Annotated in this window: 14 protein-coding genes; 1 reads left to right on the forward strand and 13 read right to left on the reverse strand. The window is 39.0% G+C overall.

Going from position 1 to position 17,178, the window contains the following annotated elements:
• Positions 1–34 precede the first annotated feature (34 nt).
• From filF to filA, 6 genes are all read right to left on the reverse strand, one after another.
• Positions 35–1,966: a putative pilus system protein FilF gene (gene filF, locus LZZ98_RS14080; RefSeq protein ID WP_237788393.1), complete on the reverse strand. Its 1,932-nt coding sequence runs from the start codon at positions 1,964–1,966 to the stop codon at positions 35–37.
• A gap of 21 nt (positions 1,967–1,987) precedes the next feature.
• The gene (filE, locus tag LZZ98_RS14085; RefSeq protein ID WP_237788394.1) at positions 1,988–3,145 is read right to left on the reverse strand and encodes a putative pilus assembly protein FilE; all 1,158 of its coding nucleotides are present in this window, start codon (positions 3,143–3,145) and stop codon (positions 1,988–1,990) included.
• Positions 3,146–3,177: 32 nt separating this feature from the next.
• Positions 3,178–4,842: a putative pilus system OmpP1/FadL family transporter FilD gene (filD, locus tag LZZ98_RS14090; RefSeq protein WP_237788395.1), complete on the reverse strand. Its 1,665-nt coding sequence runs from the start codon at positions 4,840–4,842 to the stop codon at positions 3,178–3,180.
• A 12-nt stretch (positions 4,843–4,854) separates the two neighbouring features.
• The gene (gene filC, locus LZZ98_RS14095; RefSeq protein ID WP_237788396.1) at positions 4,855–6,072 is read right to left on the reverse strand and encodes a putative pilus system protein FilC; all 1,218 of its coding nucleotides are present in this window, start codon (positions 6,070–6,072) and stop codon (positions 4,855–4,857) included.
• Between the two features lie 61 nt (positions 6,073–6,133).
• The gene (gene filB, locus LZZ98_RS14100; RefSeq protein WP_237788397.1) at positions 6,134–6,967 is read right to left on the reverse strand and encodes a putative pilus system C39 family peptidase FilB; all 834 of its coding nucleotides are present in this window, start codon (positions 6,965–6,967) and stop codon (positions 6,134–6,136) included.
• A 198-nt stretch (positions 6,968–7,165) separates the two neighbouring features.
• Complete coding sequence (filA, locus tag LZZ98_RS14105) at positions 7,166–8,119, reverse strand: putative pilus system protein FilA (RefSeq protein WP_237788398.1); 954 nt, start codon at positions 8,117–8,119, stop codon at positions 7,166–7,168.
• Positions 8,120–8,375: 256 nt separating this feature from the next.
• Between filA and pabB the strand changes: the two genes are divergently transcribed.
• Positions 8,376–9,728, forward strand: a complete 1,353-nt coding sequence (pabB, locus tag LZZ98_RS14110) for an aminodeoxychorismate synthase component I (RefSeq protein WP_237788399.1) — start codon at positions 8,376–8,378, stop codon at positions 9,726–9,728.
• Positions 9,729–9,829: 101 nt separating this feature from the next.
• Here the strand turns inward: pabB and hisC are convergent, their stop codons facing one another.
• From hisC to LZZ98_RS14145, 7 genes are all read right to left on the reverse strand, one after another.
• Positions 9,830–10,921 carry a histidinol-phosphate transaminase gene (gene hisC / locus LZZ98_RS14115; RefSeq protein WP_237788400.1) on the reverse strand — a complete coding sequence of 364 codons (1,092 nt, stop codon included), beginning with the start codon at positions 10,919–10,921 and terminating at the stop codon, positions 9,830–9,832.
• A 216-nt stretch (positions 10,922–11,137) separates the two neighbouring features.
• Entirely contained in the window at positions 11,138–12,439 is a 1,302-nt protein-coding gene (gene hisD, locus LZZ98_RS14120) for a histidinol dehydrogenase (RefSeq protein ID WP_237788402.1), read from the reverse strand.
• 182 nt (positions 12,440–12,621) lie between these two features.
• Positions 12,622–13,317: an ATP phosphoribosyltransferase gene (hisG, locus tag LZZ98_RS14125; protein ID WP_086174948.1), complete on the reverse strand. Its 696-nt coding sequence runs from the start codon at positions 13,315–13,317 to the stop codon at positions 12,622–12,624.
• Positions 13,317–14,573: a UDP-N-acetylglucosamine 1-carboxyvinyltransferase gene (murA, locus tag LZZ98_RS14130; protein WP_086174949.1), complete on the reverse strand. Its 1,257-nt coding sequence runs from the start codon at positions 14,571–14,573 to the stop codon at positions 13,317–13,319. The genes hisG and murA overlap by 1 nt, the downstream gene beginning before the upstream one ends.
• A gap of 6 nt (positions 14,574–14,579) precedes the next feature.
• Entirely contained in the window at positions 14,580–14,831 is a 252-nt protein-coding gene (gene ibaG / locus LZZ98_RS14135) for a BolA family iron metabolism protein IbaG (protein ID WP_086174950.1), read from the reverse strand.
• 137 nt (positions 14,832–14,968) lie between these two features.
• Positions 14,969–15,301, reverse strand: coding sequence for a ribosome hibernation-promoting factor, HPF/YfiA family (gene hpf, locus LZZ98_RS14140; RefSeq protein ID WP_086174951.1), 333 nt, complete (start codon positions 15,299–15,301; stop codon positions 14,969–14,971).
• Between the two features lie 172 nt (positions 15,302–15,473).
• Complete coding sequence (locus LZZ98_RS14145; protein WP_086174952.1) at positions 15,474–16,928, reverse strand: RNA polymerase factor sigma-54; 1,455 nt, start codon at positions 16,926–16,928, stop codon at positions 15,474–15,476.
• Positions 16,929–17,178: the final 250 nt, after the last annotated feature.

Here is a 17,178-nt window from a genome sequence, read left to right on the forward strand (position 1 = left end):
AGCCCATCATGAGATGGGCTTTTTTTTGCTTTTGTTAGATTTTAGGTTTTACGGTATAACATGAAGCCAAAGCAAAAGTTAATGTGCCTCCACTCAACTTGGCAAGTTGTTCATCATCAGTAGTATGTGTTTGATTATTGGTATTATAAACTTTTTGGAAGCTTGCTAAGGTACTTGCCCATTTTACCGTATCAACAGCAGAATCTTTAAATGTAACCTCTGCTGTGCCCGTATTAAGATTTAATAAGTTACTTACATTAAGTAAAGCTCCGCCAATCACAATACTATCTCCAGAACTTGAAGTCTTAATATTGGAATTCATACCGACTAAAGCACCATTAATATTACCCAACTTTGCATTCGCCAATACCATACGTAAGGAAAGAGTCCTATCATTTGTGAAAGCACGAGATACCGTACCTATGCGATATTGTTGTACACCATCATTTACATAAGTTGATGAATTAAATTTACTGCTATCACAAGAAGCCGTACTCATATCTCCTGTAGAGTCTGACTTCATATTGGTTCGAATGTTCCCCTTTTCGTCAATGACTATTCCGAGTACTACATCTGGCACCGTTGTATCTGTAAATTTAAATGTTAAATCTGCATACATCGGGAATAGATAACCTTCACCAAATTTCACATTATTAATTGTCTTAAATACCCTTTTATCTAAATACGTAATAGGGAAAATTTTGTACAAGTCCAATGTACCTTGAAAATTTTCACTTCCTATCGTCTGACGCCACAAACCAAAATCATATCTATCCGCCAGAGCCACTTCTGTTTTTCCAGTTAATAACTTATAGAATTTTTCTTTACCAGCAATCATATAGTCATTATATAAGGTTCCCTGATAAATGCTTAGAGGTGTAAGTACGTTATCAACCTGGAAATCAAAATTCTGATCAATTTTTTTGGTCACTGGATTAATCCAATGATTTTGTGCATTTGCTGTCATACGAATAGGTTTTGTAGTGGTCAGCAGTTTAGTATTTAAACCACCTATAGTCGATGTATTACTGATACCTGCTCCACGCCATTGCAAACCACTTCCGAAAGTATAACCATCACGATCGGTAAGCAACATGAAATGTCCAAATAGATGCTGCGTTGAACTATCCGTAGTATTACAGGTACTTTTATTACACCCAACCAAACCATCTGAACCACTTAATAAACTACCAAGAATACCAGACGTTGAAAATAACGAAAACTCCGGTTGATACACCCCTGCATTTGCAATAGTGGTGAGTTTTAGTACGGTAGTACGTGCCTGTTCATCACTTATAGTAGAAATATCAACCCAAGGTTTAAGGAGAGATTCAAATTCAATATCTGTTACATTGACAAATTTTTCCTGTGCAATGGATTCTAGGATATTTTCAAGATCACGTCTCATCTGATCGGTGATATATAAGGCTTGGATATCTGTTGGATCCACAATACTATTGCCCTGTTGTGCCAGTGCTTGCAATATTTTTGCAATTCGTATCGCAACTTTTACAGTGCCATCCGTATTCGAATTAATATCTACAGCCTTCTTCCCTGTTATTCCAAAAGCAATATCTAAAATAGTCAAACGAGGCAGTTGTGATGTGCTTACTTTGGCAATTTCGTTTAAGTTTAATGTGCCTAAATTAATTTTTTTATCTTTTTCACCCTTGATAAAGAAAGTAATTGTATCCCCAACTTTACACGCGCCTTGTGCTACGCCATTTTGTAAATCTAAATAGGTGACAAAGCTATTTTTTTTATCACTACTACAGGTAAAATTTAACCCATCCAATGGATAATCTAATGCAAATCCTAGGCAGCCTGCGGAATCTATAGTACACGCCCCATGTGCCGTACTGGAATCATAGACTTCAGGAATAACATTGGCACTTTCACCGCCACAACCACTTAAAGCTGCCATCAATGTCGTGAGGGCAAAAGGGAGTAAATATTTATTTTTCATCCTAATTCTCTTCTTATATCCTTAGCGAATTGCTATTAATTTTAATTGACCCTGATTGGTGAGCGCTTTATTTTCCAAATCTATCGCACTAGCTAAAGGAGTCAATAATATATATCGACTTTGAACAGGAATATGAACAATTCCTTCAATTTTTTGATGTGTAGTGGATGACTCAACAGCTTCATGATTTTTAAAACCTCCTGCGCCCTCAAGCACACAACCACTCGAATCTAAAAAAACTACAAATGGCCAATAAAAGGTCGGATTCTGTTGCCTTGATGCATAAGAGTTAATCTGAATATTCTGAATTGCATTGGAAATTTCCACAATTTCAAAATCAAATTGTTCTTTTAATGGTGCACGGGGCCAGACATTGACTTCCTTATCCAAACTGACAGTTTTCGCATTTTTAATTTTTTTATCCTGAATACATTGTTGACCTAAACTTTTAACAGCCTCTACTTGAGAAACCCGATAATAGGTCGATGACAATGCAATGGGGCCACTATCCTGTTTTTGATTCTTCTTAAAAATTGATTGCAGCAGGGATTTACTCACCCCTTTTTCACGCTCAACCATTTGTAAACGCGTCGCTCCATGCTTGGTATCGATGATACCTTCGGGCATAGCATAAAAACGCTTCTTACCTTCCAGATTAAATTCCTGGTCTTCCAGATATTCATTTTTTATATATTGCGTACCATCAATCGTTACATAGTTTTCCGCATTTTTAGCTTCTTTAGCTGTACTGGTCGCGAGATGTATAGTTTCTTCCACCTTTTTAGGGTTGGATTGAGACTGCAATACAGCTTTTTTCTTTTCCTCAGTTTTGGGTTCTACATACTTCGCTTGCGGTATTTTAGCCACATCAAGATGGGTAGAAGCTGTTTTTTTGGCATTTTGAACTACTACTTTATTTTCCCCCTTTAGTTGCAATGATGGGGGTGTTTGAGTAGCAGCAGTCTTAATTTCCGATTGATTAATTGAGGAATGGACTGATTGATTTTCTTGAACAATAGTATCTGCTGATGCAGATTTACTTACCTCAGTTTCTCTATTTTTGGGCTGAGATTTTTGCTGTACCACCATAGGCCGGCCATCTGGCCCAATAATAGTATAAAACTCGCCTGCATACGAAAAAGATACCTGCACCATACATAGTGTAAGTATCGATTTCACCAATGAATTCCCTTTCATTATTTTCAATTTACCTACCATCGTGTTCTATAATTCAATCCTAAAATCGTAACTTTGGTATCCGTTTTAACATTTAAACCCGCATATGGATTTAACAGAATATTATTTACACCCGTTTGGTTTGACAGACTACTCGTATTTGCCGGAATATTATCTTTGCTACGTAAAAAACCAATCGATAAATCTAAATCAGTATCTGCATCAAAACGATAGCCCACACCTAACCCAAACAATTGTGCATTGTTAATCGGAACCATTGTATTTCGCTTATTATCAGGAATTGCACTACTACGAGGTTCATAACCAGCTCGTAATTTCAAACGATCCGTTGCAGAATACTCCACACCTATGCCAAAATTCCAAGGTGAAGTAAATGCCAGCGGAAGTGCAAGAGAACTGTCCCCAATATTTTCAGATAATAATTTGGCAATTTTTAATGCTGAAACTTGTCGATCAAATTCAAATTTAAACTTGTCCCAAGCTTTATAGTCTGTCCAGCCTACATCAAAATTAACTTGTAAATCAGGTAAAACCTTATATTTTATTCCCGCCTGAAAATGTGCTGGATATTCAAAGTCCATTGAAACAAGTCCAGACTCGCTTGCAGGTATAGAATTCGGGAAACCTAAAATTGCAGCAAGAATTTGGCCCGTAGGAGATGACATTAAGCCATTAATCAGCTCACGAGGTGCCTTTGCATTATCAATGTGATATTTGCCTTTTAAGCGCATTTTTGCTGCACTTTGATACACCATACCAAAGCTAAAATCGTCAGTCGGCTCCCACATTATACCCAAGTTATAACTTGGACTAAGCGATTGCTCCATGGAAAGTTGCAATTGACCAAACTTGCCAAATGGATTCATGCCTTCTTTGGTGTTACACATTCCTAACAAAAGAATGTCGGTAATAATGTCCGAGTTTTCTTTAAAAGGCGTACAAACGACTTCATCAATCATTCGTAACATACCAATTAATTCATTGGGAAAACGCAAATCCGTTTTTAGACCAATGGCTTGGTATGACATACCAATAGAAGCCCCCACAGATAACTCATCATTCACTTGATAAGCAATAGATGGAGACAAATAGGTAATCCTTTCTAGAGCAACCTGTTGCCCCATATAATTCCCAGGATTACCATTTTCGGCACCAAAACCGGCAACCAAAGGTGCATACATTGCCGTGGCAAATGTTGTTTTGGAACCTGGTGGCTTATAGGCAATACCTGCTGTAGGTGCTGCCATAGGTAGACCCTCACCAAGATCAACCATTTTTTTCAATACGGGAACGTATAGACTTACGTATTCTACATCCCCATTGACGGTACCTTTAAAGTCTGTACATAAATCGGAAGAAACCTCTGGTCCATCATTACACACCATCGGGTCATCTGAATAGCCAAATACGTTATAACCAGCAGGAACTGAGAATTCCCGTTTAATGTCAAAATTTGCAAGAATCCCTTGTACATCAGTCTGCAGACCTTCAATTTTGGTCAAGGCTGCAGGGTTAAAATGAATTGCACTAATTCCTGGAGGATCTGCAGTAACAGCATTCCCCATACTCAATGATCTGATATCAACAGATAAGTTGGTACCTAATTGAGCAAAAGTTGCACTTGAACAGCCCGATACGATAATTGCTGCGGCTAACGGGCGAAGTCGAATCTTATACATACGACTACCCTCTTAGCGAAGTTTCTTACCGAAACCTAAAATATCAAGTGGGAATGACAGACCTAATGATACATCTGGTGCATCTTCTGTTAAGCCTATACCCACAGTTCCGTTGACAATGGTCTCAGGTGAAACACGAACACCCAATGAAATTGCTAAAGTGGAACTCGTCTGATCAGCCGGTGAATAACTTTCACCCGAAGTATAAGTAAATTGTGAACCTGTATTAAAACTTTGCTGATATGACATAGTCATAGACACATCATAATTAAATGAATAAGCAAAGCCTAAAGCAAAACCACCGCTGATTCCTGGTTCAAACTCATCAATGACGCGAGTACCACGGCGCTGGTTCAGTCCGGTTTCCTTAAAACCATAGTTGGCTGAAACGGAAGCGAAAAGTACAACAGGATCAATATACTTACGCGTACTTGCACCAATACCAGCAGAGTAATAACCTTTACCTGTAGCTAAATCATCAGTCGCATTAACTTCATAAGGACTATCACCCGTTTTGGTTGAAACATTCCCAAATAAAATCAGTGGTAATCTGCCTGCTTTTAGTGGAAATGGTTCCCAACGTGCACCAAAAGAAATATCACCTAAGCCAGCTGTAGAGGCATCTTTTAATAAATCTGTTTTAGCAACTAAAGGGACTGAAGCAGTGAAGGTCAGATTATCTAAAATACCATACTGAGCAGTAAAGGTATTGGTAATGGAATGAGCTGCATTTTCTTGAACACGAAGTTGATACAACTGCCCATTAGCCATCTCTGCATCAATCTGTGTATCACGATAATATGTATAATCAATATCATAATAAGATGAAATATCACCTTTTTTGATTAATGAATATTGTCTCTCATTGGAGGTAAAAACTTCTTGCAGGTTTGCTTCTTTACTAGCATCTCCTTCTTGCTGTTGTAATGCTGAAGAAGCTTGTGTATGTGCATCAACGGGTTGTGATTGCGCGGTTGTACTACTATCTACAGACGCTAAAGCTGTTGCCTCATCAGCTTGTTCATCAACAGCTTCATATTCACCAAGTGCTGACTCTTCCTCTGCGCTCACGGTTGCTACCGTTTGTGTATTTGCAGGCTGCGATGCTGTAGAGTCAACTTCAGTTTCTTGCTGATCTACAACCTCATATTCTCCAAGTGCTGGTTCTTCAGCTGCATATGCCACCCCTATTGCCATTTGAACACTCAAAGCCAATAAAGTTTTGTTCATCCATTTACAATTCATATTCCATCCCACCATTTTTCTTTTTTTAATCTGCCACTTTTATACTTTATTTACTTTTATAATAAAGGCGTAAAAAATTATATGTTGATTCCCCAAACTTTTCTGAGCTTTCGTTTACATTTTTATCTAACCGAATTGTTGAGGCTTTATCTGCAATTTTATCCATATAAAATTGTGGATATTGAATATCTACAAAAGCATAGCGATTCACAGTGGCATCTTCAACATGTCGCAAATCTGTATCATGCAATGCCAATAAATTTTTTCTTTGTTCCGGTGCAACATTAATTAAAAACAGGGTATTATTTTCCCAAATATCTTTGAAACGCGTTTCATCAAAACTGATATTGCCCAGCGCAGGATCAGCCACATAAACACGTCCATTTTTATATGCTTTAAACACAACAAAATGTTTAAATCCTGCATAAGAAATTGGCACAATTGCCGGTTCAGCCTGTTTAACTAAATCTGAAAACTCCCCTTTATATCCACCACTTTCCAAACCCATGGCTGCGACAAAGCGTTTCATATCTAAAAGAGAAAAACTACGGCGTTCAATAATTTTTTCAGTTTCACCAAACTTTAATAGACCATTCATGGTTTGTTGTTCTGATAACTGAGTACCCACATAACCATTCATCAATGTGGTTAATGCAGCTGATCCACAACTATAGTCATAGGCTTGGCGAACAATACCTCTAAATTGATCTTCCAGGGCGGGCTTAATAAGTACAGCTTCCCGGTGCATGCGATTGAAGGAATCTTGCCGAGAATCCAAGGTTTCAGTGTAATACACAGCTTCCGCTGGTTTTTTCTTAATTTCAAAGGCTTCTTTGGCAGCGTAATATATCAATGCCGAGCCTAGTGCGATCTCTAACATATATTTTGACTTTTCTAGTTAGCGGCATGACGTGCCTTTGTTCATTATTTTTTTAGAGCTTATGCTCTACATCCATGTAAAAAGGAAGATAACCTTTTTTATAAAAAAAAACAGCTTTTTTTTAGTTTTTTTGAAGAATTTCACATTATTTTTGTAAAAAAAAGCGCGTGATTTCACGCGCTTTTTTTTAATTCAGAATTAACGACCGGAAATCGTAATTACAGAACCTTTAGCCATTGATGTAGGTGAATTCATATAATAGGTTTGTAAACCTTGCACTTCCACATCACCAATAGTACCTGCAGTAGCAGTACCACGAGCACCTAGAGGTGTAGCAGTAGTAACAGATGCTGGCTTAGAACCTAAAGCAATCGCTTGAACATAAATGTCTGTTGCATTTGGACTATCATTTAAAATAACAAGCCCACCTGGAGTGACTTTAATTTTATTCGAAATAGACAAATCAGTACCATTAGCGTCAGCTACTTGGATCTTACCTAACCAGATGTCACCGCCACCAGCAGAATCATGAATACCAAGATCTGAAATTGTCAAACCACCTTGCATAGTTGTAGAAAGGTTAATCATAGCCCCTTGTGGAGATGCACCCAACTGAACATTTGCAGTCATTACACCAGTTTTAATATTAAGACCAGTTATGATTTTATTATAGTTATCTGATGCACCGCGACGGATTCCAGTTGCAGCTGTATCACCAGACTTCGCTACACCAATCTCACCAATACTAATATCTAAGCCAGATACTTGTGCAGCAATATTAATAAATGCCCCACCAGCTGCAGTAGTACCAGCATCGGTATCAATTTGTAAATCAGCCAAGTTATGTGAAGGTAATAAACTTGCCATATTTGCAGCAATTACAATACCATTAGTAGCAGTAGCACCAGTGCCATTACCTTTAATAACAATTGCACCTGCAGTCGACGTACCACCTAAAGCAGTAGCAGTTAAACCATCATTATCATGAATTAATAGCTTTTCAATTTCGATTTTAGAAATACCAATCCCGATGTTAATACCATCTTGACCAGTTGTAGCACCCAATGAAGCATCATCCATTGCTTGCATTGCCATAGCATTTGCACTAATTGCTAATGAAGAAACTAAAGCAAGTTTAGTAAATTTTTTCATTTCGTACTCTCCCAAGAGTATTATTTTTTTGATTGTTAACTACTCGATTTCACTGATTGTTTTTTATTTTTTGACAATAGTGAGTCTTTCCTTGAGCAGCTGATTTGCCCTAGTTAAGTTATATCTGTGTGATTTTTTGTTCAACTGCTGTTGGTCGCAATCTATAGGTTACCGATAAACGGTATTTACAAGTTTTATGCATAAACAATGTTATAGAATATGTCATCTATGTATCGACTTTATAAAGCAACCTCGTATGAATAAGTCTGTTATTTTTGAAAAATTGCTGATTAAACAACAGCTTAATCCTACTCAATTTCTTTTATGCCTATCGCATCTAAACCATGTCGTTTACTTAAAAAATTTAAACCAACCTGTTATTGCACTTTTTGCCTCCGAATATATGCTGATTCAGAATCAAAAAATTCAGAAATTTAACAGGACATCATTAAACCAATATCAACAGAATGCTGAATCAATTGATTTCAATCATTTTTTCAAGAAAAGCTTACAAAACTCTCATTCTGATTTTAATGGCGGTTTAATTGGTTTTATCAGTTATGATGAGGCTGCCCAGCAACAGGTCAACATTCGATCCAAAAATCAGCCTTCTTTATTTTTAGGTATTTATTACAGCTATATTAAATTGACCGATCAAGGCTGGACTTTTTTTAGTTATGAGCATGATGCTGAAGCGATTTTTCAAGTGATTCAGGAGGCCTTACAAGATAAAGACAAGCAAAATAAAAACCATCAAACGTTTACACTTATGCAACCTTGCACTGCACGCTGGAGTAAACAACGCTATGTCACTGCCTTTAAACAGGTTCAAGATTATATTCGAGCCGGCGATTGCTATCAGATTAATTTGACTCAGGAATTTACAGCCAAGGCACAAGGGTTGTTGCTGGATACTGCAGGAGCATTTTGGCAACTGACCGATGCCCCTTATTCGGGTTATCTTAAAATTGATGATTTTGAATTATTAAGCTGTTCTCCCGAACTGTTTATCAATTTTGAAGCAGACCGAAAAATCACTACAAAACCGATCAAAGGTACAATGCCCCGCTATAAAGATGCCGAACAAGACGAACAATCCAAACAGAGCTTAATTCATTCGAAAAAAGACCAAGCCGAAAATGTGATGATTGTGGATTTACTGCGTAATGATTTAAGCGTGTACGCGGAAACAGGATCAGTTAAAACTCCAAAACTTTTTGAAATCGAGTCTTTTAATCAGGTTCACCATATGGTCAGTGAAGTCACGGCCACTTTAAGGGAAGATGTTAATCCTTTTCACATGCTTATGTCTGCCCTTCCGGGTGGTTCGATTACTGGCGCTCCCAAAATTCGAGCCATGCAAATTATAGAAGAACTGGAAGGTGCTCCACGTGGTGCCTACTGTGGCTCGATGGGGTATTTTAATTTTGACGGTACAGGTTCATGGAACATACTGATTCGCTCCATTCAAAAATATCAGGATGAACTTTCCATTTGGGCGGGTGGCGGCATCACCATTGCGTCAGATTGCGATGCTGAATATCAGGAATGTTTTGATAAAGTTTCTGCCATGCTGGATTTACTCAATACCTGGTATAAACCGGAATAATCCTTATAAAAATGAATAAAAAAGCGAACTCGAGTCTTAACTCAGGTTCGCTTTTTTATTGCTTAAATCCTGCTTTTTCGCAAAGTGGGATTTAAGAAGATTCAAGCTAAAATATCGTCTTTTAAGGTATTCACCAGGCGCTGGTTTTGCTCATCTGTACCGATAGTAATACGTAGGAACTGGTTAATACGCGGCTTATTGAAATAACGTACGATGATGCCACGTTCACGCAATTCATCAGCTAATTCAGCTGCATCTTTACCTGGGAGTGATGCAAAAATAAAGTTTGCACTCGATGGCAAGACTTTAAAGCCAAGCTCAACCAATTGCGTCACTAACTTTTCACGGCTTGCAACCACTTTCTCATTTTGCGCTTCGAAGTACTCTTGATCTTCAAAAGATGCCACAGCAGCTGCAATCGCAAAACGATCGATTGGATAAGAGTTAAAGCTGTTTTTGACTGCTTCCAAGGCAGCGATGAGATGAGGCTGTGCAATGGCAAAACCAACACGCAATCCAGCCAGTGAACGTGATTTAGAAGTGGTTTGACATACGACTAAATTGTCGTATTTTTCCACCAAATTAACCGCAGATTCTGCACCAAAATCAACATAAGCTTCATCAATCACCACCACAGAATTGGGGTTGGTCTGAAGAACTTCTTCAATGGCTGATAAGCCGAGTGCAATACTGGTTGGTGCATTCGGATTGGTAATGATAATCCCACCATTGGCTTGCTTGTAGTCATCCACCACAATTTCAAAGTCGTCATTGAGCGGCAGCACTTTGGTTTTTACCCCAAAGAACTGGCTATAAACCGGATAGAAACTGTAGGTAATGTCCGGGTACAGCACTGGCAATTCCTGTACAAAAAATGCTTTGAAGATGTGTGCCAGCACTTCATCAGAACCATTACCGACAAATACATTTTCAACTGCAACATTTTGCTGCTTGGCAATGGCTTGTTTTAAAGCCGATGCATCAGGGTCTGGATATAAACGCAATACATCTGCTGAATTTACCAATACCGCTTGAACCGCTTCCACTACTTTAGGTGATGGTGGATACGGATTTTCATTGGTATTGAGTTTTAATAAATTTTGGATTTTAGGTTGTTCGCCAGGTACGTAAGGTTCTAGTTCACGTACTTCAGGACTCCAAAAACGCATTTGTTCTGTTGTGATGGTCGACATTTTATTTTCTCTTATTTCCCTCTCCTAACCTCTCTTGCGCTTTGCTTTAAAGCAATCCTTAAAGCTCGCTCAGGGAGCGGAATCTTCATCTCATAAATGATGGAATCAAACATTAAAGTTATTCTGATCATATGAGTTTCCCTCTCCTTTCAGGAGAGGGTTAGGGAGAGGTTTATAATTTTAGAAAACCAGATTTACTATCTAGCCTATGATTTATTACTGATAACGATAACGCGCTGAACGTGCATGGGCATCCAGATTTTCCTGTTGCGCCAAGATATCGGCAGTTTTCGCTAAAGTTTTCACGCCTTCTTGAGAGCACATGATCAAGCTTGAACGCTTCTGGAAATCATATACGCCAAGCGGTGATGAGAAGCGTGCTGTACCTGATGTTGGCAATACGTGGTTAGGACCGGCACAGTAATCGCCAATCGCTTCAGGCGTATAGCGTCCCATAAAGATCGCACCTGCATGACGGATCTCTTCAGACATTTCTTGCGCTTCGTCCAGACAAAGCTCTAAATGCTCAGGCGCCACTTGGTTGATCAAATCAATCGCTTCTTGACGATCTTTCACCAAAACCAGAGCACCACGATTGGCAATAGAGGTACGGGCAATATCAGCTTTAGGCAACTCAGCTAGATGATCTTCAATTGCCTGTTCAACGTCGTTTAAAAGCTGTTCATCTGGTGTAATGAAAACAGCTTGAGCCACAGTATCATGCTCAGCTTGAGACAATAGATCCATCGCTAACCATTTCGCGTTATTTTCGCCTTCGGCATAAACCAAAATTTCAGAAGGACCTGCAATCATGTCAATCCCGACTTGACCAAACACCGCACGTTTAGCCGCAGCCACGAAACGGTTACCTGGACCGGTAATTTTATCGACCGATGGAATGGTTTCGGTACCATAAGCCAATGCAGCAACCGCTTGTGCTCCACCAATGGTAAATACACGGTGCACACCAGCTAAATATGCCGCTGCCAATACCAGCGGATTGAGCTCACCATTCGGTGCAGGAACCACCATAATAATTTCAGGCACGCCCGCAACATGTGCAGGAACCGCATTCATCAACACAGAAGATGGATAAGACGCTAAACCACCCGGTACATAAATCCCGACACGGTCAAGCGGTGTAATTTTTTGACCTAATGTATTGCCCAAAGCATCAACATAGGTCCAGCCATCCTGCTTTTGTGCTTGATGGAATTCGCGAACACGGTTAGCCGCCAATTCTAAAGCTTCACGCACTTCTGTATTTAAGCCATCGAAAGCTGTCTTTAACTGTTCTTGTGACAGTTCAAGATCTGAAAACTGATGCGCTGGATGTCGATCGAACTGTTGAGTGAGTTTAAGAACATGAGCATCACCATACTGACGAACATCAGCGATGATTTGGTCTACTGTTTTTAAAAGTTCAGGATCACTAACTGTCTCAAAAGCCAACAAGTCAGCAAAAGCTTGCTTGAAGTTTTGATCTTGAGTCGATAAACGTCGCATCAATTTACCCACAAGGTTTGAATTGGAAAAGTTTAGTTTACCTTGTTTCCTGAGTATTGTGGGCATTTATACTGCAACTATTGCTTGGGATTTCATAGAAAATTACATTGATGCGCATGAATATTTCTTATGATAAAAATCACCTATAAAAAAACCGCCCAGCAGGACGGTTTTTTATTTTCTATCCAGTAAGCTTATTTAGCTTTTTCACGTTCTTCCACAGCTTTTTCAAGCTGGGCCAGAATTGGATTCAATAAGGTTTGCTTACGTTTGAAGCTGGCTTTATTTACGATCAAACGTGAAGATACTTTGCAAATTTCTTCAAGGGGTTCAAGACCATTGGCACGCAAGGTATTACCGGTATCAACCACATCGACAATGTAATCACCCAAACCAACCAATGGAGCAAGTTCCATTGAACCGTAAAGCTTAATGACATCAACCTGCTCACCTAAGCTTGCATAGTATTGACGGGTTAAGTTCACGTATTTGGTGGCAATTTTTAAACGGCCTTTCGGACGAACCATATTCACTTTGCCCGCTGTCATGAGTTTACAGTTGGCAATTTTAAGATCCAATGGCTCGTAAACATTTTGTGCGCCATGTTCCATCAGCACATCTTTACCCGCAACACCTAAATCTGCCGCACCATTTTCAACATAAGTCGGTACATCAGAAGCACGTAAAATTAAAATACGTACCTGTTTATGGGTGGTTGGGAAAATCAACTTGCGAGATTTATCCGGATCTTCCAGCAAGTTAATCCCTGCTGTTTCTAGCAGAGGTAAAGTCTCTTTTAAAATACGTCCCTTACTTAATGCTAAAGTTAAACCATGATCAAAATTACCCATAACGTCAAAGTTTGGATCATCGTTTCTCATATCGCTCATTAACTTACTCGCTTAATTTGGGCACCTAAACCTTGTAATTTTGCTTCCACATCTTCATAACCGCGGTCAATATGATAGATACGGTCAATCAGGGTTTCACCTTCAGCAGCTAAAGCAGCCAAAACCAAAGAGAAAGAAGCACGTAAATCCGTTGCCATCACCGGTGCTGCAGAAAGTTTTTCTACACCCGTAACCACAGCATCATTACCTTCGACCTGAATGTTTGCCCCCATGCGTGACAACTCAGGCACATGCATAAAACGGTTTTCAAAAATCGTTTCAGAAATTGTTGCAAAGCCACGACCAATCGCATTAACAGCCATGATCTGAGCTTGCATATCGGTTGGAAATTCTGGATGCGGCAAAGTCTGGAAGCTGACGGCTTTAGGACGCTTGCCCATCATATCAAGTTCAATCCAGTCGTCACCACGGGTAACTTCTGCACCCATTTCTTCAAATTTATCTAAAACTGCTTCAAGTAATGCAGGGTCAGTATGCGTTGTTTTTACTTTGCCGCCAGTAATAGCAGCTGCAGCCAGATATGAACCTGTTTCGATACGGTCAGCAACTACTGCATATTCACAGCCATGTAAGCTTTCAACACCTGTAACTACAAGCGTATCTGTATCCAGTCCTTCAATTTTTGCACCCATGGCAATGAGCATTTGTGCAAGGTCAGTAATTTCAGGTTCACGCGCAGCATTACGAATTGTGGTGACGCCATCAGCCAATACCGCCGCCATCAGAATATTTTCAGTACCGCCCACAGTCACCATATCAAAGACAACTTCGCCGCCTTTAAGACGACCGTCAACTTTGGCATTAACATAACCGGCTTCAACCTCGATCTCTGCACCCAAAGCCTCTAGCGCTTTTAAGTGTTGATCGACTGGACGTGAGCCAATGGCACAACCACCTGGTAAAGATACTTTTGCACTACCATAACGCGCCAATAAAGGACCAAGCACCAAAATTGATGCACGCATGGTTTTGACCAGTTCGTATGGTGCAAATTGATTGTCTAATGTTGAGGTATCTGCTTTAACCGTGTCGCCTTCATAGGTAATTTGTACGCCCAAACCCGCAATCAACTTCACTAAGGTGTTGACATCTTTCAAGTTTGGCACGTTAGTCAAAACAGTGGGTGTTTCAGGCAAGATCATTGCAGCAAGTAATGGAAGTGCTGCATTTTTTGCACCAGAAATACGCACTTCACCTTCGAGCTTAACACCGCCCTGAATTAAAAATTTATCCATCTAGTTCTAAGCTCCGAATAAGCTTGCTTTACGCCATTCTTCTTGGGTCATTGCACGAATAGTTACTGCATGTACTTCGCCGCTAGCAATATATGAATTTAACGGAGCATAAACCGCCTGTTGGCGTGCGACAGGACGCTTGCCCTCAAATTGTTCATCGACAATTCGAAGATCAAACTTACCACCTTGCCCACTAACTGCAACTTCAGCCTCTGGAAAAGCAGCTTTTAAAATTTCAGTGAGCTGTTCACTATTCATCACAAAGACCTCTTATAGGACCAACGGTGTAAAAACCTGCCATTTTACTATAAATATGAAAAATAAAGCATTAACGTATAACATTTAATATATAAAAAAAGAGGTCATCAAAAACCTCTTTTCGTTCAAAAACCGAACTATGCTAGCAATGGCTGGGACGCAACCTGCATTTTCCGATGCTTATGTAACTGTCTTTTAAGTTTTTCTGTTAATTTTTTAATTGAAGTATACATATCATCAGCTGTTGCCTGTGCAAATAATTCTGCCCCCGGTACACGAATAATAGCTTCAGCAATATGATTTAAACTTCCTTTTCTTGAACGTTTATCTACTTGATGATCTTTGGTCAATTTTACCTGCATACTATTAACTTGGTCTAAATGCTTGGTCATTTCAGCAAATTTTAAGCGGATATTATCTTCAATTGCAGGGGTGATAGTTAAGTGATGACCACGAATTGTTATTTGCATAATTCTATCCCTCACCTTCTTTAGGATTAGTTAAAGTCATAGCCGAAATGATCTGATGACAGAAAGAAAAATTCTGCAATTCACAATTTAAATCATCTCAACCACTCCTTTAAAAGAAAAAAGATTCATTATGTTGTCATAATGAATCCATAGAATAATCAGATTTTAAAAATTAGATCAAGACTTTTCGCTCAGAAGATGATGGAATATGTAACGACTCTCGATATTTAGCAACAGTTCGACGTGCCACATCAATCCCATCTTCTTTCAATAAATTGGCAATAATATTGTCAGATAAAGGCTTACGCGGATTTTCTTCTGAAATTAATTTTTTAATTTTCGCTCGAATCGCAATAGACGAAGCCTCTCCACCAGAAGTAGTCGCAACATGACTGGAGAAGAAATATTTCAGCTCAAACAAGCCACGTGGTGTCAACATAAATTTATTGGTTGTCACTCGTGAAACAGTCGACTCATGCAATTCAACTTCTTCTGCAATATCGCGAAGTACCAAAGGTCTCATCCCTTCAGCACCTATTTCCAAAAACATTTTTTGATGTTCTACGATACAGGTCGCAACTTTCAATAAGGTTTTATGGCGCTCATCAACGCTTTTAATAAAGTTTTTTGCATCTAGCATTTGATTGCGCAGATATTGATTATCATTACTTTGATCTGCACGTTTAATCATATTGGCATAAAAAGAATTGACCCGTAATTTAGGCATAACATCTGGATTGAGTTGTACTTGCCAATGATCATTCTTTTTCATGACCACCACATCGGGAATTTGATAATCCGAGTCTTTCTCTTCAAACTCCATTCCCGGATAGGCTTTTAATGTTTTTAACAGGTCAACTGCACATTTCAACTGATCTGGATTCAAACCAGTCTGTTTAACCAGCTTTGGCAATTCATTCGAAATCAACAACTCGTAATGACTTAACAAGGTTAACGCTTCACGACGATAAGCAGTATGCACAGGTAAACTGTCTAATTGCACAGATAAACATTCAGCCAGGTTACGGGATGCGACACCAGCAGGATCAAGATGTTGTATATGTTTTAAAACCACCAGAACTTCATCATCTTCCACTTCATCATCGTAATCCATCGATTCCAATAAATGCTGCACAGATGCGGTGATTTCAGAAATTTCTGCATCCAAAAACCCTTTTTCATCCAAAGAATCAACAATACAATGCGCGATGAGTCGATCAACTGCTGAAAAATGCAATAAATTAATCTGTTCAAGTACGTGTTCTTTTAGGCCTAAATGCCCCTGACGATTATCTTCACGATCTTCATATTCAGGAGAGCCCAAGCTAGTCGGTTGATGGGTATATACATCATCCCAATCCGTATCTACCGGCAGATCATCAGGCAAGGTATTGGCATTCAACTCATTGGTTAAGTCTTTGTCATTACGCTCCTGATCTTCCAAAGAAGTTAAACTTTCAATATTCGATAATTCTTCTACTTTTTCTAATAAAGGATTACTATCCAGTTGAACCTGAATTTCCTGTTCAAGCTCTAAACTCGATAATTGAAGCAAACGAATGGCTTGCTGCAACTGCGGTGTCAGTGACAAGGAGTTCGCAACTTTTAATCCAACCGATAACTTCATAATTCCTCTACTCTTTTTTTGAACATTTGTTATAAGCAATTTTTATGCCTATTTATAATTTTATAGCATAGATTTTTTTAAAATCCTACATTTTTGTCATCCGATCAGCCGAACCCGTTGCAAAATGCAAATACCATCAAACACGGTCTTTCAGCGTACTTAAATACAGACCAGATCAGGGGCAACAGCAGCTCTCGCTTTTTATACTTTTTGATGTTTATGACTTAATTTAAACTTTTTACCTTCCCTT

This window comes from Acinetobacter sp. SM34, from assembly GCF_022012365.1.
Lineage (GTDB): Bacteria > Pseudomonadota > Gammaproteobacteria > Pseudomonadales > Moraxellaceae > Acinetobacter.

What these genes read in the sequence shown, in the direction of transcription:
- filA (WP_237788398.1), bottom strand. Translation starts at nt 8,119, where the DNA reads ATGAAAAAATTTACTAAACTTGCTTTAGTTTCTTCATTAGCAATTAGT.
- murA (WP_086174949.1), bottom strand. Translation starts at nt 14,573, where the DNA reads ATGGATAAATTTTTAATTCAGGGCGGTGTTAAGCTCGAAGGTGAAGTG.
- ibaG (WP_086174950.1), bottom strand. Translation starts at nt 14,831, where the DNA reads ATGAATAGTGAACAGCTCACTGAAATTTTAAAAGCTGCTTTTCCAGAG.
- filC (WP_237788396.1), bottom strand. Translation starts at nt 6,072, where the DNA reads ATGAACAAAACTTTATTGGCTTTGAGTGTTCAAATGGCAATAGGGGTG.
- filB (WP_237788397.1), bottom strand. Translation starts at nt 6,967, where the DNA reads ATGTTAGAGATCGCACTAGGCTCGGCATTGATATATTACGCTGCCAAA.
- LZZ98_RS14145 (WP_086174952.1), bottom strand. Translation starts at nt 16,928, where the DNA reads ATGAAGTTATCGGTTGGATTAAAAGTTGCGAACTCCTTGTCACTGACA.
- filD (WP_237788395.1), bottom strand. Translation starts at nt 4,842, where the DNA reads ATGTATAAGATTCGACTTCGCCCGTTAGCCGCAGCAATTATCGTATCG.
- hpf (WP_086174951.1), bottom strand. Translation starts at nt 15,301, where the DNA reads ATGCAAATAACAATTCGTGGTCATCACTTAACTATCACCCCTGCAATT.
- filF (WP_237788393.1), bottom strand. Translation starts at nt 1,966, where the DNA reads ATGAAAAATAAATATTTACTCCCTTTTGCCCTCACGACATTGATGGCA.
- pabB (WP_237788399.1), top strand. Translation starts at nt 8,376, where the DNA reads ATGAATAAGTCTGTTATTTTTGAAAAATTGCTGATTAAACAACAGCTT.
- hisC (WP_237788400.1), bottom strand. Translation starts at nt 10,921, where the DNA reads ATGTCGACCATCACAACAGAACAAATGCGTTTTTGGAGTCCTGAAGTA.
- hisG (WP_086174948.1), bottom strand. Translation starts at nt 13,317, where the DNA reads ATGAGCGATATGAGAAACGATGATCCAAACTTTGACGTTATGGGTAAT.